At 36.4% G+C, this 23,925-nt stretch carries 23 protein-coding genes; 4 read left to right on the forward strand and 19 right to left on the reverse strand.

The window, feature by feature from the left end; genetic code table 11:
- Nucleotides 1-150: 150 nt before the first annotated feature.
- Nucleotides 151-1,020, forward strand: a complete 870-nt coding sequence (gene prsA / locus AC1Q51_RS13665) for a peptidylprolyl isomerase PrsA (protein ID WP_016513168.1) — start codon at nucleotides 151-153, stop codon at nucleotides 1,018-1,020.
- Nucleotides 1,021-1,223: 203 nt separating this feature from the next.
- Here prsA and AC1Q51_RS13670 read toward each other — a convergent pair whose 3' ends face one another.
- The gene (locus tag AC1Q51_RS13670) at nucleotides 1,224-1,469 is read right to left on the reverse strand and encodes a cytoplasmic protein (protein ID WP_098907756.1); all 246 of its coding nucleotides are present in this window, start codon (nucleotides 1,467-1,469) and stop codon (nucleotides 1,224-1,226) included.
- A gap of 279 nt (nucleotides 1,470-1,748) precedes the next feature.
- Here AC1Q51_RS13670 and helD point away from each other — a divergent pair, with 279 nt between their 5' ends.
- Nucleotides 1,749-4,085 (forward strand): RNA polymerase recycling motor HelD, encoded by a 2,337-nt coding sequence (gene helD, locus AC1Q51_RS13675; RefSeq protein ID WP_492331557.1) that lies wholly within the window; start codon nucleotides 1,749-1,751, stop codon nucleotides 4,083-4,085.
- A gap of 6 nt (nucleotides 4,086-4,091) precedes the next feature.
- Here the strand turns inward: helD and AC1Q51_RS13680 are convergent, their stop codons facing one another.
- The 3 genes from AC1Q51_RS13680 to AC1Q51_RS13690 are packed head-to-tail and all read right to left on the reverse strand — an operon-like array spanning nucleotide 4,092 to nucleotide 6,298.
- Entirely contained in the window at nucleotides 4,092-5,345 is a 1,254-nt protein-coding gene (locus tag AC1Q51_RS13680; RefSeq protein ID WP_090975737.1) for an FtsW/RodA/SpoVE family cell cycle protein, read from the reverse strand.
- Between the two features lie 7 nt (nucleotides 5,346-5,352).
- Entirely contained in the window at nucleotides 5,353-5,760 is a 408-nt protein-coding gene (locus AC1Q51_RS13685) for a PadR family transcriptional regulator (protein ID WP_002159014.1), read from the reverse strand.
- Between the two features lie 4 nt (nucleotides 5,761-5,764).
- A complete protein-coding gene (locus AC1Q51_RS13690; RefSeq protein ID WP_090975735.1) occupies nucleotides 5,765-6,298 on the reverse strand; it encodes a sigma-70 family RNA polymerase sigma factor in 534 nt (177 codons plus the stop codon).
- Nucleotides 6,299-6,578: 280 nt separating this feature from the next.
- Here AC1Q51_RS13690 and AC1Q51_RS13695 point away from each other — a divergent pair, with 280 nt between their 5' ends.
- Nucleotides 6,579-6,743 carry a hypothetical protein gene (locus AC1Q51_RS13695; protein ID WP_000561154.1) on the forward strand — a complete coding sequence of 55 codons (165 nt, stop codon included), beginning with the start codon at nucleotides 6,579-6,581 and terminating at the stop codon, nucleotides 6,741-6,743.
- A 197-nt stretch (nucleotides 6,744-6,940) separates the two neighbouring features.
- Here AC1Q51_RS13695 and glpD read toward each other — a convergent pair whose 3' ends face one another.
- The 13 genes from glpD to AC1Q51_RS13760 all read right to left on the reverse strand — a co-directional run bounded on the left by glpD (nucleotide 6,941) and on the right by AC1Q51_RS13760 (nucleotide 20,403).
- The gene (gene glpD / locus AC1Q51_RS13700) at nucleotides 6,941-8,623 is read right to left on the reverse strand and encodes an aerobic glycerol-3-phosphate dehydrogenase (RefSeq protein ID WP_090975733.1); all 1,683 of its coding nucleotides are present in this window, start codon (nucleotides 8,621-8,623) and stop codon (nucleotides 6,941-6,943) included.
- A gap of 133 nt (nucleotides 8,624-8,756) precedes the next feature.
- Complete coding sequence (gene glpK / locus AC1Q51_RS13705; RefSeq protein WP_000760007.1) at nucleotides 8,757-10,247, reverse strand: glycerol kinase GlpK; 1,491 nt, start codon at nucleotides 10,245-10,247, stop codon at nucleotides 8,757-8,759.
- Nucleotides 10,248-10,260: 13 nt separating this feature from the next.
- Nucleotides 10,261-11,082: a glycerol uptake facilitator protein GlpF gene (gene glpF / locus AC1Q51_RS13710; protein ID WP_001272200.1), complete on the reverse strand. Its 822-nt coding sequence runs from the start codon at nucleotides 11,080-11,082 to the stop codon at nucleotides 10,261-10,263.
- Nucleotides 11,083-11,310: 228 nt separating this feature from the next.
- Nucleotides 11,311-11,871, reverse strand: a complete 561-nt coding sequence (gene glpP, locus AC1Q51_RS13715) for a glycerol uptake operon antiterminator GlpP (protein WP_000394286.1) — start codon at nucleotides 11,869-11,871, stop codon at nucleotides 11,311-11,313.
- A 97-nt stretch (nucleotides 11,872-11,968) separates the two neighbouring features.
- The gene (locus AC1Q51_RS13720) at nucleotides 11,969-12,418 is read right to left on the reverse strand and encodes a helix-turn-helix domain-containing protein (protein ID WP_069355155.1); all 450 of its coding nucleotides are present in this window, start codon (nucleotides 12,416-12,418) and stop codon (nucleotides 11,969-11,971) included.
- A 263-nt stretch (nucleotides 12,419-12,681) separates the two neighbouring features.
- Nucleotides 12,682-13,878 carry an oxalate decarboxylase family bicupin gene (locus tag AC1Q51_RS13725; protein ID WP_000747514.1) on the reverse strand — a complete coding sequence of 399 codons (1,197 nt, stop codon included), beginning with the start codon at nucleotides 13,876-13,878 and terminating at the stop codon, nucleotides 12,682-12,684.
- A 460-nt stretch (nucleotides 13,879-14,338) separates the two neighbouring features.
- Entirely contained in the window at nucleotides 14,339-15,190 is an 852-nt protein-coding gene (locus AC1Q51_RS13730; RefSeq protein ID WP_000554478.1) for a DUF2935 domain-containing protein, read from the reverse strand.
- A gap of 215 nt (nucleotides 15,191-15,405) precedes the next feature.
- Complete coding sequence (locus AC1Q51_RS13735) at nucleotides 15,406-15,606, reverse strand: sporulation YhaL family protein (protein WP_000449225.1); 201 nt, start codon at nucleotides 15,604-15,606, stop codon at nucleotides 15,406-15,408.
- 77 nt (nucleotides 15,607-15,683) lie between these two features.
- Nucleotides 15,684-16,556, reverse strand: a complete 873-nt coding sequence (locus AC1Q51_RS13740) for an alpha/beta fold hydrolase (RefSeq protein WP_139213190.1) — start codon at nucleotides 16,554-16,556, stop codon at nucleotides 15,684-15,686.
- Nucleotides 16,557-16,796: 240 nt separating this feature from the next.
- Entirely contained in the window at nucleotides 16,797-17,087 is a 291-nt protein-coding gene (locus tag AC1Q51_RS13745) for a Phr family secreted Rap phosphatase inhibitor (RefSeq protein ID WP_090975729.1), read from the reverse strand.
- Nucleotides 17,087-18,181: a response regulator aspartate phosphatase gene (locus AC1Q51_RS13750; RefSeq protein ID WP_090975727.1), complete on the reverse strand. Its 1,095-nt coding sequence runs from the start codon at nucleotides 18,179-18,181 to the stop codon at nucleotides 17,087-17,089. Before AC1Q51_RS13750 ends, AC1Q51_RS13745 begins: the two co-directional genes overlap by 1 nt.
- A gap of 255 nt (nucleotides 18,182-18,436) precedes the next feature.
- On the reverse strand, nucleotides 18,437-19,414 hold the full coding sequence (locus AC1Q51_RS13755) for a ring-cleaving dioxygenase (protein WP_001072577.1): 978 nt from the start codon (nucleotides 19,412-19,414) through the stop codon (nucleotides 18,437-18,439).
- Nucleotides 19,415-19,458: 44 nt separating this feature from the next.
- Entirely contained in the window at nucleotides 19,459-20,403 is a 945-nt protein-coding gene (locus AC1Q51_RS13760; protein WP_090975725.1) for a ring-cleaving dioxygenase, read from the reverse strand.
- A gap of 839 nt (nucleotides 20,404-21,242) precedes the next feature.
- On the opposite strand from AC1Q51_RS13760, the gene AC1Q51_RS13765 reads away from it, so the two are divergent.
- The gene (locus tag AC1Q51_RS13765; RefSeq protein ID WP_000433006.1) at nucleotides 21,243-21,869 is read left to right on the forward strand and encodes a LysE family translocator; all 627 of its coding nucleotides are present in this window, start codon (nucleotides 21,243-21,245) and stop codon (nucleotides 21,867-21,869) included.
- Between the two features lie 461 nt (nucleotides 21,870-22,330).
- On the opposite strand, the gene AC1Q51_RS13770 is transcribed toward AC1Q51_RS13765, so the two are convergent.
- Nucleotides 22,331-22,663 (reverse strand): DUF1904 family protein, encoded by a 333-nt coding sequence (locus tag AC1Q51_RS13770; protein ID WP_029442057.1) that lies wholly within the window; start codon nucleotides 22,661-22,663, stop codon nucleotides 22,331-22,333.
- 301 nt (nucleotides 22,664-22,964) lie between these two features.
- Entirely contained in the window at nucleotides 22,965-23,909 is a 945-nt protein-coding gene (gene yhaM, locus AC1Q51_RS13775) for a 3'-5' exoribonuclease YhaM (protein ID WP_000726652.1), read from the reverse strand.
- Between the last annotated feature and the right edge of the window lie 16 nt (nucleotides 23,910-23,925).

Here is a 23,925-nt window from a genome sequence, read left to right on the forward strand (position 1 = left end):
TTTATCCTCAGCCACGGTAAGCCCTGTTAAGCGCGCTTTACCAATACAAAAAAGCAAAAGTATCAGTGAGACTTAATCGGGCTCTTATGAATTTAAAATTCATCGGTGTAGGATAAATTAAAAATACATAATAGTAGGAGTGTTTATCGAATGAAGAAAGCTATGCTTGCCTTAGCCGCAACAAGTGTAATCGCATTATCAGCATGTGGAACATCATCATCAGACAAAATCGTTACATCTAAAGCTGGTGACATTACAAAAGAAGAATTCTACGATCAAATGAAGACACAAGCTGGTAAACAAGTACTAAACAACATGGTTATGGAAAAAGTACTTATTAAAAACTACAAAGTTGAAGACAAAGATGTAGACAAAAAGTTCGATGAAATGAAAAAACAATACGGTGATCAATTCGATACCCTAATGAAACAACAAGGTATTAAAGAAGAAACTATAAAAAATAGTGTACGTGCTCAATTAGCTCAAGAAAAAGCGGTTGAACAATCGATTACTGATAAAGATGTAAAAGCAAAATTCGAGGATTATAAAAAGGAAATTAAAGCAAGTCATATCCTTGTAAAAGATGAAGAAACTGCTAAAAAAGTGAAAGATGAACTTGCTCAAGGTAAATCTTTCGAAGAATTAGCAAAACAATACTCTGAAGATACAGGTTCAAAAGAAAAAGGTGGCGACTTAGGATTCTTCGGACCAGGGAAAATGGTAAAAGAATTCGAAGAAGCAGCTCAAAAGTTGAAAAAAGATGAAGTAAGCGAACCTGTAAAAACACAATTTGGTTACCATATTATTAAAGTAACTGATAATCACGCAGATGCTACTTTCGATAAAGCAAAAGCTGATATTAAAAAATCACTAGCTCAAGAAAAAACGCAAGATGCTCAATTCATGAACGATCTTATGATGAAAGAAATCAAAAAAGCTGACGTAAAAGTTGACGATAAAGATTTAAAAGATCTTTTCAAAGAGCAAAAAGCTGACGAGAAAAAAGACGAAAAGAAATAATGAAAAGCTCGGGCTAAGCCCGAGCTTTTTTATATTCCCTCTTCCAGGGGGAAATTGTGTACAGATTGAGTAAATGAAATTACATGATTGACTCTTCGATTCTATAGAAAGGATAACGTCTTTTTCATTTTATGGATAGTGTACAATCTTAGCTAGTTTTACACTATCTTCGTTACCGAAAGTTTATTTTGTCATTCGTTTAACTAAAACCACCTTTTATGCATTTCACTTAAAAACATTTCTGTGATTCTAAATCCTGAACTTTCCCCTATAATAGAGTCAATCCCACAATACGGACAAACTGCTGTGTTATCATCATCCCACCACTCTGTAATTTTTTCTGGATGAAAAATTTCTAAACAATAGAAACAACCACATATAACATCCTTTTCTAAGTGCTTTCTATTACGAGAACAAAAACGATGTGCTTCCTCAAAATATTTTTCCATCAGTATCCCCCTATTCCTGATTTTATTCTTTGGTTTACTTACATTCTCCTCAATAAAATTACAATTCTCCCTTAAAGAAAAACACAAAAAAACCTCGATCCACGCCACACGGAACCAAGGTTTATCTTATTATCATTGATTAAATGAAAAAACTATGTTAAATTAGTACAGAAACACGTTTTCAAAAACACAAAGAACGTATTTATCCGTATCTTAATTGTACAACAAAACCTTTCTTCAGTCAACCTCTATTTTTCACTTTTAAAGGAGTGCTTACGTATGAACAAAAAACTTGATCTAGAGCAAAAACGATTGGATACCGTAATCGAAACGATTACGCAGCAAATTGATAAGCTGGAAAACGAAACTGGCAGACGCCGGGCAGAAGTAATCAACATCCGTAAACACTTCTGGGATGACGTTAAAGTGAATACAGATACTTTTGATGATTACCTTGAAACAGTTATCAACTTAAGACAACAAGCTCAGTCACTAGCTGTTACACAAATCACCCATAAACACACCTTTAATCGACTTGCCGCGCTGCGACGTATGCAAAAAGCACCTTACTTCGGACGCATCGATTTTACTGAAGAAGGCGAACCTGCCGCAGAACAAATCTATATCGGTGTTTCTACCCTTACTGATGCAAGCGGAGAAAACTTTCTTATTTATGACTGGCGCGCCCCAATTTCAAGTGTTTATTACGACTATCCACCAGGACCGGCTGAATACAACACACCAGGCGGCGTAATTCGCGGTAATGTGGAGAAAAAATTACAATACATTATTCAAAATGGCGAGATTGATTCCATGTTCGATACGAGCCTCACAATCGGTGATGAAATTCTGCAACAAGCGCTCGGAAAAGGTACAAACAAACATATGCAGAGCATCGTCGCTACGATTCAGCGTGAGCAAAATGAAATTATCCGTCACGATGAAGGCCGACTCCTTATCGTTCAAGGAGCTGCTGGTAGTGGTAAAACATCAGCTGCCCTGCAACGAATCGCCTACTTACTATATAAATATCGCGAATGGTTAAAAGCGGATCAAATTATTCTCTTCTCCCCTAACTCTATGTTCAATAGCTACGTTTCTAACGTACTACCTGAACTCGGTGAAGAAAATATGCAGCAAGTGACATTCCAAGAATATTTAAACCATAGACTAAGCAAGTCATTTGATGTTGAAGATCCTTATGAACAATTAGAATATATGTTAACTGAAATGAATAGCCCTACCTATAAAACGAGAAATGCGAGCATTCGCTTTAAAGCATCTACTCAATTTTTCGAGATGATTCGAGCGTACAGACAATCTCTTGAATCTTCAGGCATGCTATTTAGAGGAATGAAATTTAGAGGAAAGTTAATTGTCTCTGCTAAAGAAATTACAGAGCAGTTTTACAATACTGATTCCTCCCTCCGCTTCCATAATCGAATTGAAAAGTTAACAGATTGGCTAAATAAACAAATAGATGAAATTGAAAAAGCAGAACTGAAAAAGCCTTGGGTAGAAGAAGAAATTGAATTACTGAGTAAAGATGAATACCAAAAGGCTTATAAATATTTACAGAAAAAAGGCGAGTTTGACGACAACTCCTTTCATGATTTTGAGAAAGAAACGAAAGTACTTGGACGTATGATTATCCGTAAAAAATTGAAGCCCCTTCGTAAAGGTGTTCAAACATTGCGTTTCATCAATTTCACAGGCATATATAAACAACTCTTCACAGATGCATCATGGGTTACTGGAGAAAAGCCGACAGAATGGGATGACATTTGCTCATTAACAGTAAACATGCTCGATGAAGGAAAGCTATATTACGAGGATGCGACGCCATTTTTACTTTTAAAAGAGTTAATTGAAGGCTTCCAAACGAATAGATCGATTAAACACGTACTCGTAGACGAAGCGCAAGATTATTCACCGTTTCAATTTGAGTTTTTAAAACGTCTCTTCCCTGCTGCAAGAATGACTGTACTCGGAGACTTTAACCAAGCGATATTTGCCCATGCGAGTGAAGCAGTGAATTTCAATACACTTACTAGCTTATACGGACCAGATGAAACGAACGGCATTAACTTAACTCGTAGCTATCGTTCAACAAAACCAATTATTGAATTTACACGTGCTCTCGTACCGGAAGGAGAAAACATTCACGCCTTTGAACGTGACGGCGAGAAACCTACAGTGACGAAAGTATCCAGTGACAGCGAACTGCACGAACATATTACTGCCAAAGTTGCTGCACTACAAAAAGAGCAGCACAATACAATCGCAATTATATGTAAATCTGCAGCTGAAAGCGCCGCTGCTTACGAAGCACTTCGTCATATCGAGAATATTAAACTCGTGAAAAGTAACTCAGCGGAGTATGAGCAAGGCATCGTTGTGATCCCTGCTTACTTAGCGAAAGGTATCGAATTTGATGCTGTTATTATTTACGATGCTTCTAAAGATGTATATAGCGACGAGAGTGTTCGTAGATTGTTCTACACTGCTTGCACGCGCGCAATGCATGAATTGCAACTTTATAGCGTTGGCGAGGTTAGTCCTTTTGTGCTTGGGGCTGATTCGGATAGTTTTGAGCTTATAACAAAAACACCTTGATGATTATCAAGGTGTTTTTCTCATTCTAAAAGGAATATTTTTACGTCGATATACACTTAACACAATTCCCATTATAAATGCATGAAACAGAGTTGGTATCAATCCGTAGCTAATAAAAGGTAATGATATAGAAACACGTGGTAATATCCCGAGGGTCATGCCAACGTTACAAATAAAATGGATTACAAAAAGAGTCACTCCGCCAACGAGAAGCAATTTACCATAACCATCATTTATTTTATAAGCTATGTTCATTATTCTTACTGCAAAAAGAGAAAGAATCACGACAAGAACTAGCGCAAGTACATATCCATAATAGTAAGTCAAACTTGCAAATACAAAATCAGTATGGGCAGCACGGATAGACTTTATATTTCCATATGTACCAAACCAACCTGCTGAAGACATTGCCTCTTGTAAACGTAAATCCCATTGATCATGCGCTGGATTTATAAATCCTAAAATTCTAGCTATCCGGTATTCTTTTACCGCAGACCAGGAAAATAGATCCCTAACAATAAAGGGTAAAATTGGTAAAATTGTAATGAGCCATGCCGTGTTCTTTCCTAACTTACTCCACCAAAGCATAACGAATACCATCGTAATGTAGATGAAAATTGGTAAAAGAATTGATGTAGTTGAAAATAGATATAAAGAAAATACGTATAATATGAGAAGATGCATAAACTTTAACCTACTATTATTGAAAAAAGAAGCCCAAGCTAGAAAGAAGAATGGCATCGTCATTAAACAGTCAATTTTGATGGGGCCAATTTTTATTATTGCTTCCCCAATCACGTAATCAGTCGGAAAACATTTTATCATTAACAAGATAAGTACGCCAATTGTATAAAACAGCCACCCAAGTTTCTCTAATCTCCGATAATCAAGTAGCATCATGCCCATAGCTGTTACAACACCGAGAATAACAAATATCACCTTATTCATGAATAAGTCAGCATGTCCAAAAGTTATAATCGGCAAAAACCCTAGCCCCATCGCAGCCACTAATAAACCAATTAAAAACCAATCAACCTTTGGCTTATACAGTTTGTTAAGTTCTTCGCCAAGTTTGACCGGACTTCCCATTTGTTCAACAGCCTTATCTTCAGCAACTTCCTCACTTAATCCTTTATCCATCCACATATTCTTCGCCTGTTTTAAGTGAAAGTCTAGTTCCATCGCCACCAAATCCTTCGCTTCTTTTGATTTAATATGGTTCGTAACTTCTTTTAAAAAACGCTCCCCTTTTTTGTTCAATTCCGCCTCACTCCTGTACTAATCCTTTTAATATAAATCGTGCCTTCGTAGCATTCTTCTCTGCCTTTCGCAGCATCTTGTTTCCTTTATCATTTAATTGATAATATTTAGCTCCCGCATGATCCCAGCTAGATTGGATAAAGCGATTTTGTTCTAGACGATGCAATAAAGTGTATAGAGATCCTTCATCACCTTCGAATTTTTGAATTCCTCTCCCCCGCAGTAACTGCATCAATTCATAACCTGTTTTTTCATTCATAAGAAGTTGCAACACCGCTAAAAGGATATCTTCTTCCTTTTCGGACGATTGATTGATTTTTTCACGTACCCGCTTTCGATGTTGATCAGAAAAACTCAAATGTTTAAACGTTGTATTCTCCATTGATTTTCGCAAGCCTTTTAATCGATCTTCCATTTGATTATCCCTCCAATCCTTTCTTCAATAGTTCCTTGGCTTTTTTCAGTCTCGTTTTTATCGTGTTTTCTTTCACGTCTATTACAATAGCAATCTCTTTAATTGATAATTCTTCATAATAAAATAGATAAATGACCTCTCGATATTTTATCGGTAAATTCATTACTGCAGAAGCGAGCTCACGGTCCTCCGCATTTTGAATGACAGTTTGTTCCACACTTTCTTTTTGACTCTCCATATACGTAAAGTCATCCTCTGTAACGATAATTTTTTTGTTATACCAACTTTTTAAATAGTCCTTACAATGATTAATAGCAATTCTCCATAACCATGTTTTTAAATTCGAATTTCCTTTATATGTATGAAGAGATTTATAGCATTTCACAAATATATCTTGCGTTAAATCCTCCGCAACCTCTTTATTATTCACATATGAATACACAAGCTGCAGGACTTCTTGTCCATACTTGTTCATTATTTCATCGATAAGGAGTTCCTTATCTTCTATTTCAAACGCTTCTACCGTTAATTCATCCACACCATTTCCTCCTTCCCATATATTAGACGACGCACTGTATGGAAAAGTTTTATAAATACATAAAAAAATACGGATGGTAATGTCCATACCGTTTTTTTATGAATATTTATTTACTTCTTGTCCCCTGACACTAATGCTCTGCTTAAAAACTAGGAATTTTCATCCATATATCTTGTTCCCTATTTTAAAACATAATACAATGAATACGTAACTTAATAAGCTATAACTAGTAGGTGTGGTAATCATCTCTTCCATTTTGAAAAAAGGGGGAGGTGATAATATGATCGCGATGTTTGTAATTAAATTAGTGTATGGTATCCTAACCGGAGCTGGCGTTGTCATCGGTAGAAGATACGTCGGTCCGTGGCTAATTTCTGTATACAAAAAAGCGAGAACCACCCTGCTTCGTGGAAAAGGTAAGGGCGGTTCTCGGCTAAAACGTTAATGTAATTGTCTTATAACCGCACCTACTACCACCACAATAGTAAGTTAGGTTACAAAGGCAGAAGTTTCTCAGGCTTCTGTCTTCTTTATTTTATGCAAAATTCATATTATATACTCTATCATCATTGTAACACATTCTAATTATTTTTAGTCAAGAGAAAAAACACCTAAAGGGCTCTCCTTCAGGTGTTTCTCTTTTTACGCTAACGCAGCTGCCTGTTCTTGTTGATCTACAGGAATAACAGCGTCTGTTAGTGCTTTTTCTAGTTCTGCTGTATATTTCATTTGTTCTTCTTTGCTCCAGCCTAGTTTCGCAGCCATGTAGTTGATTACTGCTTCTTTCCACTCATATACCCAGTGGATGTTGAAGAATACAGCGCCTCTGCGGCGTACGAAGAAGTCAACCGGTTTTGCTGTCATTTCGTAATCCATTGCGTATACAAGCGGGATTAGAACGTCTAGCGGCATGTTGTATTCTTTCGCTTCGTCTTTATGTTTTTTCGCTAAGTCGAATAGTACGTCAACGTTAGATCCATAGAATTTCGCGAATTCTTCTGCTTGTGCTGTCGTTAAACCGTATTTCGTACCTTCGCCTGCTTTTTTCGCAACGAATGCTGGGAATCCGTGTGAACCACTTACATGTCCACCAGAGATTGGCATATGTTTCGTGTCGCTCTTCGGATATGCACTATGACCTTCTTTTTGTAATAGATTCGTTACGTAGTCTACTACCATTTCAGCCATTTTACGGTATCCAGTTAATTTACCACCTGCGATTGTAATTAAACCAGATTCAGAAGTCCAAATTTCATCTTTACGAGAAATCTCAGATGCACTCTTACCTTCTTCATAAATTAACGGACGAACACCAGCCCAGCTTGATTCAATGTCTTTCTCTGTAATTTTCACGCTTGGGAACATGTAGTTAATCGCATTAATGATGTATGTGCGATCTTCTGTTGTCATTTGTGGTACAGCTGCGTCTTTATCATAGAACGTATCTGTTGTACCTACGTATGTTTTTCCTCCGCGAGGAATCGCGAACACCATACGTTTATCTGGTGTATCGAAGTAAATCGCTTGCCCGAGTGGGAAACGTTTTTGATCAATTACTAAGTGAACACCTTTTGATAACTGAAGTACTTTTCCTTTTTTCGAGTTATCTTTTTCACGAAGTGTATCTACCCAAGGACCAGCTGCGTTTACAATTTTCTTACCGTAAACTTCATATACTTCACCGTCTAGTAAATCGATTACACGTACACCGCATACTTTTCCATCTTTATATAAGAAACTGTCTACTTTTGCGTAGTTAACAGCTTTCGCGCCATGCTCAATTGCTTCTTTCATTACTTCAATTGTAAGACGCGCATCGTCTGTACGATATTCTACGTAGTAACCGCCGCCTTTTAATCCTTCTTTTTTCACAAGAGGCTCTTTGTTTAATGTTTCTTCACGGTTAAACATTTTTCTGCGCTCGCTTCGCTTTACACCTGCTAAGAAGTCGTATACACGAAGACCAATTGATGTACTAAATGATCCGAACGTACCGCCTGTATGGAACGGAAGTAACATCCACTCTGGTGTTGTTACATGGGGACCGTTCTCATATACGATCGCACGCTCTTTACCCACCTCTGCTACCATTTTCACTTCAAGTTGTTTTAAATAACGTAGACCACCGTGTACAAGCTTCGTTGAACGACTTGATGTACCTGCTGCAAAGTCCTGCATTTCAAACACAATTGTTGATAACCCGCGTGTTGCTCCATCTAATGCAATACCAGAACCAGTAATACCTCCACCAATTACGATCACATCTAACTCTTGTTTATTTACTCCGTTTAATACGTCTTTACGTTGTTTACTTGAAAATTTCATGGTAATTCCTCCCTTTGATAACGAAAAAAGAGACCACAAACTCCGCTATAGATTTCGCCTCTATAGCGCGTTGTGGTCTCTCCAAATCTCCTACCGAATTATTAACTTGTCACCATTATAACACTGTTTATGATTATTTGAAAGCTTTTGTTGCTTCAATTGCTTTTTTCCATCCAGCATATAGCTCTTCGCTTGTTTCCGCTTCCATCGTTGGTTCAAAGCGTTTGTCCATATGCCACTGTGATTTAATTTCATCTTGGTTTTTCCAATATCCAACCGCAAGACCAGCTAAGTATGCTGCACCTAAAGCTGTCGTTTCGTTGATCACTGGACGCTCTACAGGAACATCTAAAATATCACTTTGGAACTTCATTAAGAAGTTATTTTTAACCGCTCCGCCATCAACGCGTAATGTTTTCAGTTCAATACCTGAATCTGCTTCCATTGCGCATAATACATCTTTCGTTTGGTAAGCTAAAGATTCTAGCGTTGCACGAATGAAATGCTCTTTCGTCGTACCGCGTGTTACACCAAACATAGCGCCGCGTACTTCACTATCCCAATAAGGTGTTCCTAGTCCAACGAATGCTGGTACAACGTATACACCGTCAGTTGATTCAACGCGAGAGGCATATACTTCACTCTCACTTGCATCTTTAAACATGCGCATTCCGTCACGTAACCACTGAATCGCAGAACCTGCTACGAAAATACTTCCTTCTAATGCGTAGTTCACTTTACCATCTATTCCCCATGCAATTGTTGTTAATAGACCGTGCTCAGAAGCTACTGCTTTTTCACCTGTGTTCATTAACATAAAGCAACCAGTTCCGTAAGTGTTCTTCGCCATACCTTCACCGAAACAAGCTTGTCCAAATAAAGCTGCTTGTTGGTCACCAGCTACACCTGCAATCGGTACATTTTGACCGAAGAAGTGGTAATCAATTGTTTCTCCATATATTTCAGATGATGGACGTACTTCTGGAAGCATACTCTTTGGTACTGTTAACATGTCTAGAAGCTCATCATCCCACTGTAAGTCGTGAATGTTAAACATTAACGTACGTGATGCGTTTGAGTAATCTGTTACGTGTGCTTTACCACCAGATAGTTTCCATACAAGCCATGAATCAATTGTTCCGAATAATAGATCCCCGTTTTCTGCTTTCTCTCTTGCACCTTCAACGTTATCTAAAATCCACTTTACTTTCGTTCCAGAGAAGTATGCATCAATTAAAAGACCTGTTTTTTCGCGAACCATTTCGCTATAACCTTTTTCTTTTAACTCATCACAAATTTCAGCTGTTTGGCGAGATTGCCATACGATTGCGTTGTAAATTGGTTTACTAGTTGTTTTATCCCATACAACCGTTGTTTCACGTTGGTTCGTAATACCGATACCAGCGATTTGTTCTGGTTTTACATCTGCTTCGCTTAAGCAAGTTGCGATAACTGCTAAAATAGATCCCCAAATTTCTTGCGCATTATGCTCTACCCAGCCTGGCTTTGGAAAATGTTGTGTAAACTCTTTTTGAGCTGAATGAACAATTTCACCTTTTTTATTGAATAAAATTGCACGTGAGCTTGTTGTTCCTTGGTCTAATGAAAGAATATATTTTTTCATATCGGTTTCCCCCTTATGCTACTTTTCTACTATTTGTATTGCTTCCGCTTTTTTTACTTGTCATATAAGAGATTGCTAGTACAATCACAGTTGCGATAATCACATAAATAAGTGCTGAATTTTGTTTTCCTTCAAATACAACTTGATGGAATAAACCTGCAAGTGATCCACCTAAAATTGGACCTACTACTGGAATCCATGCATACTTCCAGTTTGAACCGCCTTTTCCTGCAATCGGAAGGAAGAAGTGTGCGATACGCGGACCTAAATCACGTGCTGGGTTAATTGCGTATCCTGTTGTCCCACCTAATGATAAACCAATACTTACAATTAAGAAACCTACGATAAATGGATTTAATCCATCTGCAAATTTATTTGCACCAATTGCTAATATACCAAATACTAAAACGAATGTTCCAATCATTTCACTTAAAAGGTTTGCAAATGTGTTCGGAATTGCTGGACCTGTTGCAAATACACCTAACTTTGTTCCTGGATCTTCTGTTTCTTTCCAGTGTGGTAAGTAATGTAAATATACGATAACTGCCCCGATAATTGCCCCAATCATTTGTGCTACGATATAACCTGGTACGTCACTCCATGGGAACGCTCCCTTAAATGCTAGTCCTATCGTTAAAGCTGGATTCAAATGTGCCCCACTAATTGATCCAACCGCATACGCTGCAACCGCTACTGCTAAGCCCCAGCCCATTGTAATAACAATCCAACCTGAATCTTTCGCAAACGATTTCTTTAAACTTACACCAGCACAAACGCCGCCACCAAGTACGATTAACAACGCAGTCCCTATTAACTCTCCTAAAAATGCTGACATAGTATCCCTCCACAATCAATTTAAACGCTTCCAAATGTGATAGAGGTAAAATGAATGGCCATTCGTTTTTGTCAAAAGAAAAAGACCCACAGCTTTGCACGCTTCTATATAAATTTATATAGAAACAATGAAATGTGGATCTCTTCTTTTCTCCGTCACGTTTATTAACTTGTCTATAATGTTAACCTCTTATGAAAGCGGTGTCAACAGAATTTTTTCACATTTTCGTCACTTTTTTTGGTAATGTTTCCATAGTTCGCGTTTTGACGTCGTAATCGCTGTCGCACCAGCGTTTAAAGCTCTTTCCACATCTTCTACAGTACGAATAAAACCACCTGCTAAAATCGGTACACCAGTACGCTCTTTCACTTCAGCGATAATATCCGTCATTGCTCCTGGAAGCACCTCAATATAATCCGGTTTTGTCTTATCTAAAAGATTGCAGCTCTTCTCCATCGCACTCGAATCGATTAAAAAGATGCGTTGTATTGCCACAACACCTTTTTGCTTCGCCTTCATAATAACGCTCGCCTTTGTCGAAAGTAACCCGTACGGTCTAAACTCCTGACATAAATATTCCGTCGCATGCCCATCACTCTGCAAGCCATGAATTAAATCCACATGTAAAAACACCTTTTTACAATATTGCTTCGCAAGTGATATAACACTCTTCAATTGGCCGACATGAATATCTAAAATAACGATATATTCATACGAACTATGTAATAGCTTTTCCAAATCTTTAATTTGCCTCACTGCCGGCAAAATTTTCTGTTCATGAAATTCCATTCTAAATGTCCCCTTCTTTATGTCATCCTATCCTTTATAGTACACAATTTAAGTGAAAAGAACAGCCAGTGTTGGGGATTTCTTTCAAATCTTTCCTCTATTTATATATTTTCTTCAACTTATCGGAACCTATACCACCTATAATCATGAATACAAGGGGCAAAAGATTCATTACATATGGCGCATCTGCTACAATTGTAATACTTGCTCCAGCAAACTTATTTAGCATCCATACAACGATTTTTGCAATAAACAAAAATACTCCTATCATAAATAGACTATCAAAAAACACCTTCCATTTTGGATACGCCAATTGCTTACTATCTTTAATTATTTTCTGCGTCAATTCTTCATCACTCCTTAGCAGTTCATCAATTGTAATACCGAACAGATCGCTTAAATGAATAATAATTTCAATGCTCGGATAGTTCTTTCCCGTCTCCCATTTCGAAACAGATTGCCTACTTACATGAATTTTTTCAGCCAAATCATTTTGCGACCAATTTCTTTTTTCCCTTTCTTCTTTTAAACGCTCACTAAAAATCATACTGTGTTTATCACCTCTCTATACCCATTATGTTCAAATAAATGATGAAGAGTAAAGCTAGTTATCGTTGCATTTCCTGCGCAACTTATGCGTTACAGCTTATAATGGCGCTCTTTTATATGTATCTCCCCTATACTATGCTCCAATAATAATTTCCCGAACAATAATACAAAGAACGGATACTAATAAAGACTAGATTAGGCATAAAAAATACGCCATCCCTTCTTATCAGTCTCCAGAAAGAATAACGCAAATTTTCATTTTTACTCATCATTTTTCGGACTATATGAAAACCCCGGATATTTCACAACAGGCCTCTTCTCCTTACGCAGGGAATCCATTACTTGCGGGCCAACATGTATATTACTCTCCACTATTTCTTTAGGAGTCAGTGCCATCCATTGATTTAACGATACATCTTCAAAACGATTACTTCTGAACATCTCTAAAAACCATAATGTTTCGGTACCTGTATTTTGAATATAATGCCCCGTCGCAAACGGTACATATCCGACATCGCCAGCTCTATAATCAAATGTACGAGCGGTACCATTTCCAAGAAACACAGTCATTCTCGCTTCCCCTGTCAAATAATATTGCCATTCATCATTATTCGGGTGCCAATGAAGTTCTCTCATTCCACCAGGCTCAACCTCAACGAGCGCTGCTGCGATTGTTTTGGAAATAGGGAAATTTGTAGAATCTACAATTCGAACGCTACCACCAGGTGTCTTAATCGGCTTTTGTTTTAACAATTCATGTTTAAATGTTAAAGGAACTTCTCCTTTCGGCGATTGAATTTCCTGACTTTCAAGCGAACCTGGCACCTCTCCTTGATAAATATAAACTTGATCTGAAGGGATAGAACGAAAAGCACTCTCAGGCACTCCGAAATTAGCCGACAACACTTCTTTTGGCGTATGCGCAAACCAATCGGAAATAGCTAAAGTAGATAAATCAGAAAAATGCCCATCATCGAAAACGAGTAGAAATTCACAATGTTCCAATCCTTGAATGGAATGCGGAATACCAGGCGGAAAATACCAAAGATCACCTGGTCCAACATCAGCAATAAAATTCCGTCCATTTTGATCAACAGCCGTTATGCGCGCCCGTCCTAAAAGCATATACGCCCATTCTGCCTCTTTATGCCAATGTAGTTCTCGTACTCCACCGGCCGTTAAACTCATATTTACTCCCGCAATCGTCGTCGAAACCGGTAGTTCCCGAGCAGTAATCTCCCGAGACCACCCGCCTTGTTTCAAAATCATAGAAGTGTCCGAGAATGAAAACTTCAAGTTAGGAACTAACCCTGCATCCGTTATAGGCGGAACAAGCATATTCGGATTTTGAATATCCCGCATAACATTACGAGGTCCAGAATCAATCGCACCTGCTCCGTCGCTGCGGATTGGTTGTGGCACATTCCCTCCCGCTTCATTAACAGTACGTTTCTTCATGATTACACTCCTTTTTCATCCGGTTATGAAGTAAAAAGCCTCCATCATAGTGTATGAATTGGGCTTTGAATGGTTACTTTTACATCATCTGCCTATCATTATCGTTTTGTTCATTTCTCAGCTTATAATAGTATGAACAGCGCCTGGAAAGATAATGAAGAAATTAAATTAAAACTATTAAAAAAACCTGTAAAATTTAGTGCAAACAAGTTAATATACTTAATTAGTAAATTTCCCTCGAATAATTTATTAAAATCTAACATCCGTATACTTCTTACATATTTATAATATTTCCACATGTACTGTTTTACAAATAATCACATATTCGATCAAAGGGATTTATGTAGTCTTTAAAAGGAAATTTACTAAACGAAAAGAAAATTTTAACAACAATGAAAAGAAGCTAACAATAAATTGTTAACTTCTCAACCGAAAGTAAAATACTATCTTTCCTTATCTTCTAATATCTAGGTTGTGATTGAATATTTGTAAGATGAACATCAAACATATCAATGATTTCAAGAAATCTATCAGCTTCACGGAAAACATGGTCTGCTAATAAGGGATGAATGATACTCTTTATTTTACATTGCTCAATTAAATCACGTGCTGTTTTCTTAAAATCCCGAAGAGATGCAACCGACACACGATTTTGATCTAAAAATTGATCTAAAAGAGGGGCTGTTTGGGATTGTGGTTTCATAGATTCTAAGTCAATTGCTTGATACATCAATTCATCAAAATCATTGCTAAAATTCCGCGCTGTATCTACAAGCTTTCTTTCCGATGGATCAAGAAGATGGCCAATAAATTTAGCATGGTCTGCCATAATCCGTAAAAAGAAAACATTTTCTTTAATAATAGCATCAGGAAGCGCATCTAATTTACCTTCATTTAATTGTATTAAACGTTTTCTAAAATAATCAGCTTCCCTACTTGTATGGTCAACTAAAAGTGGAAAGTTATTTTGTCCTGGCAATTTACATGTGAGAATTAATCCTAAAATTTTTCTTTTAAATCCCCAAATATTAGTTGCGGCTTGTTGTACTTCTGCATTAAATCTTTTTATTTGCTCAGGATCTGTTTCATTTGTATAGGAATGCGCTATTTGTTCAATATGTTCAAACAATCGATAAAATTGATTCGCCTCTTCGATTAGTTGAGTATCCTCGCACCTAAATCCTAAACGAAGAAAAAAAGAATGCTCCTTCATGATTCTAGACCAAAAACGAATTTCATTTAATGAACGCTCAACAAACATTACAGATGTAACACCTGTATCCGGATGTAATGAAGTTTCATCCCTATGCATTGTTAATCCCCCCCAGTAAAATCCCCACTAGTTCCATTCTTATGAGTAAAAAAATATATAAATACCATCAATAAAAGTTTATGATGACTCTCTTATACATGTAAAATTAAACTAATATAACCTTAGCTTGATGAACATATACTGCTCCCGCAGAAGAAAAAAAGCTACCACCGAGATGTAAAATCCTACTAGGTGGTAACCTTTCAAAATTTCTATTAAAGCAATACCGAATCTTTATCACTTTCCTGATTACGTTTCTCACGCTCTTCTTCTAAACGCTTCATATATACTTCGCCTTCTTTTTCAATAAACTCATTATCCATATCTTGCTCTTTTTTCGAAGTATATAAAACCATGTAGCCACTTAGTACAATCCCGACAATTACAAGATACACCCACCATGGTAAAGTTTCCAAATCACTTCATTCCTTTCCTTAGACAAGCCTTATTAGTTTCACTCTATGAGGAAAGAAGTGGATTTATACCTAAAATTTTATTGTGGATGCTTCGCGAAAAATGCTTGTACATATTCCATAAACTCAATTGGTTCCTGACGAAACGGTGCGTGGTATCCTTTTTCAATAATATGAAACGTACTATTTGCAAATAGCCCATGATACAGTTCACCATTTTTCCAAGAAACGCTCTTATCGTGTCGTCCCCATATAATTAAAGTCGGCACCTTAATCTTATCGGCTTCCATCGCGATGCGGCGCTCTCTCATTTTCGTAAGCTGATCATAATGCTCTTTATCATCACGACTATTTTTCACTTCATTTTTATTATACTTCGTAATCTCGGTTACAGTTTGTAAGTCCGTCGATAGCGGTGGTACTTCATAACTTTCTTTTTGCTGGAAAGACTCTATCCCTGTAGCATCCGCCAAGATGAGATGCGTTACTGCATCCGGATATAAATACGCTAAATTGAGGGACATCTCTCCGCCCATCGAATGGCCAAGCACCGCAAACTGATCGTATCCGAGCTTCTTCATTAACTTATAATATAAATTCACTTGCACAGGAAACGAATACTGAAAATCAACTGGCTTAGAAGAACGCCCAAACCCTAAAATATCAACCGCAATAATCGTATGGTCTCGCGCTAGTTCTGGATAAATATCACTAAACCCATCAGAAGAACCACCAAACCCGTGAAACATAAGTAACGGAGGTTTCCCCTCACCAATTTGTTTAAAATAAATCGTTTGCCCATCAATTTGCGCCATACTCTCTTTCGTATTCAGCTTCATCATAACAGTATCTTTCACTTCTCCAACCTTCGCAATCGGCTTCTCAACGAAGTTACAAACAATTAACAAAACGAGCACAATACCGCTAATCATATAAAACTTAAACCGTTTCAAAGTTCCCGTCTCCTTTCTCTTGTTTCTATTTAAAGTTTTTACATTTTTTGGTTGTTTTATGTTCTCTTTTTAATTGTAACCGAGACAGTTACAATTATACTAAAAAAATATAACTCATTTCTATTACTAATGGTTATTATGTAACTATTATAGTTACACATTTAAAGTAAGTCAATTCTTTTCTCTGCATGGCCTGAAAATAGAAAAAGGGACTTCATGTTGAAGTCCCTTTCTTTGTTATTATAGTTGGCTTACTCCGCCGTCGCCTCTATTATCTGCTGGTGCTCCGCCTGTGTCGCCAATGTTAATGTAGTCTGGTCTTGCTGGTGCTCCTCCTGTGTCACCAATATTAACGTAGTCTGGTCTTGCTGGTGCTCCTCCTGTGTCACCAATATTAACGTAGTCTGGTCTTGCTGGTGCCCCTCCTGTGTCACCAATATTTACAGCTTGATTTGTAAAAGAACTATTGAACCCAATTGATAATACCCCTACTAATGCAGTCCCAACAATAGCCAAACGAAATTTCTTCATTATTTTAACGCTCCCTTTTCCAATATATTTTTTTGAGCCTTATTATTCATATAAAAATATTTACTTGCCTTAACATGATCATCAAATTCATAAAATTTCAGTGCTAAAATTTCAGTGTATTCTTGAATACAATCCCATAATCTTTCTCTCTCAAAATAAGAAATTCCTTCTAAAATTACATCTTCAATAATTGATACTGAAGATTTTCCATTGAGTTCTTTCAAAATTTTAAACCGATGTTGAAATTCTTTTTCCCCTAAATCAACACAAATATTTAAACCTTTTTCAACAATTGGGTTCGCTAAGTTATATTGTCCTAATTTGTAATGTTCATGTGCTTCTACAAACAAGGCTTTAAAGTGTTCTGGGTAATTTTTGGTCACCTCAGATATATGACGAATCGCTAATTCTGAAAGATTTTGACTAGCATAAAGCCAAGCTAAATTATGCCGAACCATTAGCATATATTTTTTTTGATCTGCTTTTTGCAATACTTCCATAGCAGAATTAAAGTTCTCTTCCGCTAATTCATAGTGATCTATGTCTACACAACATAGTCCAAAAGCATTTTCACATAATCCTACTTTTATTTCATAGCCTGGATATTGTAAAAATGCTGTTTTTGCCCTATTCAAGTAATCTATTGCATGAACTTGGTCATATTTTTGATAATAGAAATTCCCCATCCGATAATTAAACTCCGCATGTTCTATCGGATCTGCAATATATTTCAATAACTTCTCAGCTTGCTCATACTGTTCTTTCGCTTCGTTATAATTTGAAATTAATGTGCAATGAAACCCTTTAAAAAAGTGATAATAATAAGCTAAAAAGCCCTCTGTTGGAATTTCGAAAGATTCCACTTTATCAAAACTATCTTCTCTAACCCCAATCCAATCAACTAATGCATCATATCTAAAATTCAACAACGCATGATAAAGCAATACATCCTGATCCACGTCCAAACCACTAATCTTACTTTCAATCTCCTCTTTCATTTCCGTAGCTTTCTCTATATTTTGCTGCAACATTACACGATACCAATCATCTAAAGAATGTTTCATTTGCTCCCGCGTTACTACATCTGCTCCCATACACTCGCATCCCCTTTTCTCCAAAATTACAAAATTAGGATTTTTATACAATTATCAAAATTGTATATTACCACTCCTTTTCTATGTATTGAAAAATAATTATCAGAAAATTAAATATTTTAATTGATTATACCAAACTTTTCCTTTTTAATAACTTGAGAAACAATTGTCAGAAAATTTAACAGGACAAATAAAAAGCAAGCAGTTCCAGCACTCCGCTAAAACTACTTGCTCTCCTACTTATTATCTCTATTTTTACTCTTTAATAAATTCCTTCGTACTTCTCACTGTATCAATTGGACGAACTAATTTTTCAATTTCTTCACGTTTTGGCTCTAGGAATGGAGGTAAAGATAATTTTTCGCCAAGTGTTTCGTATGGCTCATCTCCCATAAACCCTGGGCCATCTGTTGCAAATTCAAATAAAATTTGTGGTGCAACTCTTGCGTATAATGATTCGAAGAAGTGACGGTTTACATATCCAGATGAAGGAAGTCCTACGCTACTGATTCTCTCAATCCATTCTTCTAATACAGCGCGATCTTCTACGCGGAATGCCGCATGGTGCACTGTACCAAAACCTTGTTGTGCTTCAGGAAGAACTGTATTATGTTCTACAATAACAGATGCACCGTTTCCGCCTTTGTTCACTTCAAATAAATAGAATTCCCCTTCTTGCGCAACCTCTTTAAATAATAGAACTTTTTCTAACACTTCTTTGAAGAAGCTAAAGTTTGCAATACGGATAAATACAGGTCCTAAACCAGTAATTGCGTATTCTAATGGTACTGGCCCGTTTTGCCATGGTGTACCTGATTCGATTCCTTTATCAAGTTCATCTGAGATTAATTGATAGTGTTGGTCATCAAAGTCAACGAAAGAAAGAGTTTTCTTACCAAATTGCTCTTTAATTCCTGTATGTTCTACTTCAAGACGGTCAAAGCGTTTCACCCAATACTCTAATGCTGCATCAGTCGGAACACGGAATGAAGTTTTTGAAATTTCATTTGTACCGTGTACTCCTTTCGGAACACCTGGGAAATCAAAGAATGTCATATCTGTTCCTGCACTACCTTTATCATCTGCAAAGAATAAATGATACGTTTGAATATCATCTTGGTTTACTGTTTTCTTAACTAAACGCATTCCTAAAACGTGAGTGAAAAACTCATAGTTCTTTTCTGCACTACTTGTAATCGCTGTAACGTGGTGAATTCCTTTTAATTGGTTCATTAGTATATTCCTCCAATGTTTTTTAATTTATATTTTCTCTCCTATTACTTCTCTTCAATAGGTGCTAAATTCGCTTCAATCTCTGCACGCTGATCTTCTAAGAACGGTGGTAAATCAAGTTTTTCTCCTAAATGTTCCACATCTCCATCAACTGTAAATCCTGGTCCATCTGTCGCAATTTCAAAAAGGATTCCGTTTGATTCACGGAAATATAAGCTTTTAAAGTAGAAACGGTCAATGATTCCTGAAGAATGGAAGCCTCTTTGTTTCACTTGTTCTTCCCAATAGGCAAGCTCTGCATCGTTTTTCACACGAATTGCTAAATGGTGAATACTCCCTCGGCCCGGCTTTTCAGTAGGTCCATCTAAATATTTCACAACGATTTCTCCAAAAGCCTCTCCTTTAATGGATTGAAAAATTGCTTCCTCTTCGCTACGGCTAACCTCTGTATAACCAAACATTTCTGTAAGTGTACTCGCCATTTTATCAAGTCTACGAACGGTCATTTCCACAGAACCCATTCCTTGAATTTGATGCGCTGCAGGAACTTCTGATTTCTCCCAAGTTTCCCAGTGCTCTACTTTTTCCCCGTTTGAAACGAGTAGTACTAAGCGAAGACCTTCAGCATCCTCAAATTGCAAAGCAGGACGATTTGCATATGTTGTCATTTCACTATGTTTCACATCAAATTTTTCAAAGCGTTCTTTCCAGTAATGCAAGCTATCCTCTGAAGGAACAAGTAATCCAATTCGAGTAATCGCATTCGTACCGCGATATGTTCTTCCTACTAATGGAATTTCAAAAAATGATAATTCCGTACCTGGACTTCCTGTTTTATCTCCATAAAATAAGTGGTACATTGACGGATCATCTTGGTTTACTGTCATTTTCACACGACGCAAGCCAAGCACGTTTTTATAAAAGTGATTATTTTCATTTGCATTTTTCGTAACCATTGAAATGTGATGATGCCCTTTAATTTTATACATTGGTTATTCCTCCGTTTCGTTTTACTAGTCAAGTGATAACTAAAAAAATAACATTTCCCACAACTAATATGGTTTTTAGCTTTTCAATTTATTCTTAATTATGTTTTTGTAAATTCATCTTAGTTTTTACTGTATAAGTTACTTTGTTTTTTAATCGAAAACAACTGAGTGTATGTTTTTCATATGACTCAATCGCTTTCGTTACTATCACTTTACACCTCAAGTGATTGAAAAGCAAGTGAAAAATCTCGAATTCAAGATTTTTTTGTTAAATAACATTTAGGGTGTAAAATCATTAATTTCTGGATAGCGTCACATCACTATCAAGCTAACAAGAATACACTACCCAAAAACGATAAAAATGAACTTCGTTGCTATAAAAGACAACTTTTTTTGTTCCGAGGGAATTATAGAATTTTATATCTTTACAATTATTTATGGGGAGTTAATTCATTTTTTTCAAGAATAAGTAATTTCTTAAATAGAAGTTCACGTACCTCTTCCTTATGATAATTAATTTTTGTTGATTGATAAGAAATTTAATGAATGATTATTCGAATATGCTTTCGTAAATGTTAAATGTAGTTTTGGGATAATGTTTGGTCAAGTTGATACTAATACCCTCGATAAACGAAAGAAAATTAAGAGTGTTCCGAGAAAAAGTAATTAAAAAACGCTCATTTACAGAAGAACATTATTCAAGTGAAGCCCTCTATAATTCAATTACAACTCCTTGAAAGTTTATGATACTATCCTGATCACACTTTTTATATTTAATGTTTTAAGGAAAAAAGCTATACTATAAGCGAAACTAAAAATCAGAAAGGAAATACCATAACATGGAAAATTATATGCTATTTATCCTTACAGCACTCCTTATTATAATGATGCCTGGTCCCGGTTTTGCTTTAGTTACAAAAAACACTATCTCTCATGGTAGAAATGGTGGTATAAAGACCGTCTTAGGAACGGTATCTGGAATGATGATTCATACAATAATGGCTACACTAGGACTCTCTGCTATCTTAATGAAATTTGCTATGCTATTTACATTAATAAAATATGCTGGGGCATTTTATTTAATTTATTTAGCTGTAAAGTCAATTAAAAGTGCCTTTTCTAAAAAAGAAGATATGTCAGGTTCAGTGGAAATAAACTCTAAGGATATTGGAACGGTTAAAAGTTTTAGACAAGGATTTACCACGGCAATCTTAAACCCAAAAACGGCTGTATTTTTCCTTAGTTTTCTACCCCAATTTATTGTGAGTAATCAAAGTCATTTCTTCCAATTTCTTTTGTTGGGATTCACATTTACGACTTTGACAGCAATATGGTATTTACTTTATATCTCTCTAATACGTCAATTAAGAACTTTTTTAAGAAAAGAAAAGGTGAACCGTACAATAGAGGGTATTACTGGCACAGTATTATTAGTATTTGGAGTTAGGCTATTTTTCCAAAAATAAATATGTAATAGAGAGAGTTTAAAACTTTCGGTTTTTCCAATAAATGAATCAATATAAAAAGTATGGCTTTCAAACAGTAAAAAAGTGAACAAACGGGTGTGTTTGTGGAATAAGCTTCAATAAAATAACCAAACTTTTTATAAAGAAGTGAATCGATTATATTAAAATTGATATAAAGGCGTTATCCTTTCCTATGATTTCTCAGAAAGAATAACGCCTTGCTCTTTTTAGAGGGTATTTTGTCTAGTTAGCTTGATAGCGATGTGGTTCTATCCCTTATAAAGTGAAACTTTAATCAGTGGGGGTTTTGTTCATCCCCCACTGATTATTAGCCCACACCAATCGGGCTTTTACGGACAGTTGCTCCCCCACCTAACTTCTTTGCTTCCGCTGAATTTTGAGGTCGGGGTCTTACTGCCCGTTAATGCGGGATAAATGTTACAAAAACATTTATAATAGCTCTAACTTGCACAATGCTTCCCGTTAATATAATACGCTGATTCTGTGAAAACCGTAAATACGACCTCTACTTCTGGAAGTCCAAAATCCATTACATATGTAGTAATGGCCTTGGCAAATCGATCACGAATTTCCTGTCCACGCTCGAACCATTTCACTTCAATAAGAGGAAACGCTTCTATTTCTTCTCCATTGAATACAAACGTAGAACTTGGTAGTTCCAACGTAAAATTATCCGTACCACACTCACAAATCTCTGCGAGCTCTTCTACTAATGGCTTGCTTATGTGTTTTAATTGTTCAGTAGTAATTCCACGAAACACAATATGCGGCATGTAAATCCCTCCTTTAGATAGTTTTATATTTGCCCACATCATAGCACAATTCTCCCACCTTTTAACAAAAATAGATGCTAAACAAGTTTCAACTCTTATTTTTAGGCCTGTTATACAGGCTGAAGCGATTCTAAGTATCTGCCATATTAAAGTTGATATGCTCCCATTCTAGTGGTGGGATATGTTTTAATCGTTCTTCGTTAACCCCATGCGTACTTCTTAACTATTTCATTTAATTTTTAATAAAGAAAACAGCCTCACTAAGCTTTTAAAACTTAATGAGGCCACTTTATTCACACTTTTAATTATGGAACGTCGGTTTATAGAACGAACGATTATCAAGTGCGAAGACACGCTCTGTGTATTCGCCTGGTTTTGTGCGTCCTAATGCGCGGTCCATCATGTTCATTTTTGCATCTAAGTTATCGATATAATGCAGAATTTCTGCTTCTTTTACTAATGGTGGTTTTGGGCTACCCCATTCTGCTTTTCCATGGTGAGAAAGGACGATGTGTTGAAGAATTAATACTTCTTCTGCATCGATTTGCAATTCGTCTGCTGCTTTACCGATTTCGTTCACCATGATAGAAATGTGGCCTAGTAAGTTTCCTTCTAACGTATACGTTGTAGAAATTGGGCCAGATAGTTCAATTACTTTACCAAGGTCATGTAAAATAACGCCTGCATATAGTAAGTCTTTATCTAATGATGGGTATAGATTTGAAATAGCTTTCGCTAAATCTAGCATCGATACGACGTGATAAGCTAGTCCAGATACGAACTCGTGATGGTTCTTTGTCGCTGCTGGATATTCTAAAAATTCGTTTTGATGCTTATTTAACAAATGTCTTGTTAGACGTTGAATGTTCGGATTTCTCATTTCAAATATGTATTGTGTAATTTTCTCAACCATATCTTCTTTTTTCACTGGTGCTTTTTCAACGAAATCCGAGATGTCTGTTACTTCATTTTCATTCGCAACACGGATTTGTTTCACACGTAATTGAATACGGCCTTTGTAATTTAAAATATCACCAGCTACTTTAACGATTGTTTCTGCTACATATTGTTTCTCAACTTCTGGTGATACGTCCCATAGCTTCGCTTCAATATCTCCACTTGGATCTTGTAAGATTACTGTTAAAAATGGCTTTCCATTACTTGCTAGACCTTTTGTCGCTGTTTTAATTAACAAGAAAACATCGACTTGTTCACCAACTTCATATTCTGCAATTTTCTTTTTCATTCGAATTCCTCCACCA

The sequence above is a fragment of the Bacillus sp. MT94 genome, assembly GCF_058792475.1.